Below are 722 nucleotides of genomic sequence, written 5' to 3' on the forward strand. Positions count from 1 at the left end.
TGGTGACAATAAAGCGATGATAGCGGTTGCCGTGACGCCATTCGGCCTTGGCCACCACCCGCCTGCGGCGCGTCCAGCTGTCCTTTGTGATCCAGTCAAAGGAGGCGAAACCGCGCGCCGCTTTGCCTGTCGTGGCGGCTTCGTCACGAACCTCGGCGGACAGGGAGGCAATCCGGTCATACAGGCGCGTGTTGCCCGCAAGCCCAAACAGGAAGTCAACGTGGTTGTCTTCGCACCATGTCATCAGACTGTCTCGGGCGAAACCGCTGTCCCCACGCACCAGGATACGCACCCGGGGCCAGCGGCTCCTGATCTGCTCCACGATCCGGCGGATGTCTGCCAGTGCTTCCTTCCCCGGGTCCCTGTCTGCCGTGCGCAGGGTGGCGCTGAGGAGATGATCCCCGCAAAAGATGTATAGCGGCAGATAGCAGTTATGGCCGTAATACCCATGAAAGGCACGGCCTTCCTGATGGCCATGGATACGGTCATCGGTGGCATCCACATCCAGAACGATGCGGGCGGGTGCGCGCTCATGCTGGTCCATGAAGAGCGTGACGAACAGGGTAGCCAGGGCCTCATGATCAGCAATGATGCGGCAGTAACGGTCTGCCTTGTAGCCACTGCGCTCCAGCCGGTTCAGTGTGGATTTTCCGGCCAGTGCCGCACAGTTGGCCCGACCTCCCGACAGACGGCCCGAGGCCAGACCAAAGATCAGGTCATGC

1 protein-coding gene is annotated in these 722 nt (G+C 61.6%); it reads right to left on the reverse strand.

Annotation, left to right across the window (positions count from 1 at the left end; genetic code table 11):
- Window positions 1–722 (reverse strand): IS1380 family transposase (locus AD944_RS00110; RefSeq protein WP_156477205.1); only part of this gene is annotated, 722 nt, incomplete at both ends.

The organism is Acetobacter tropicalis (genome assembly GCF_001580915.1).
Lineage (GTDB): Bacteria > Pseudomonadota > Alphaproteobacteria > Acetobacterales > Acetobacteraceae > Acetobacter > Acetobacter tropicalis.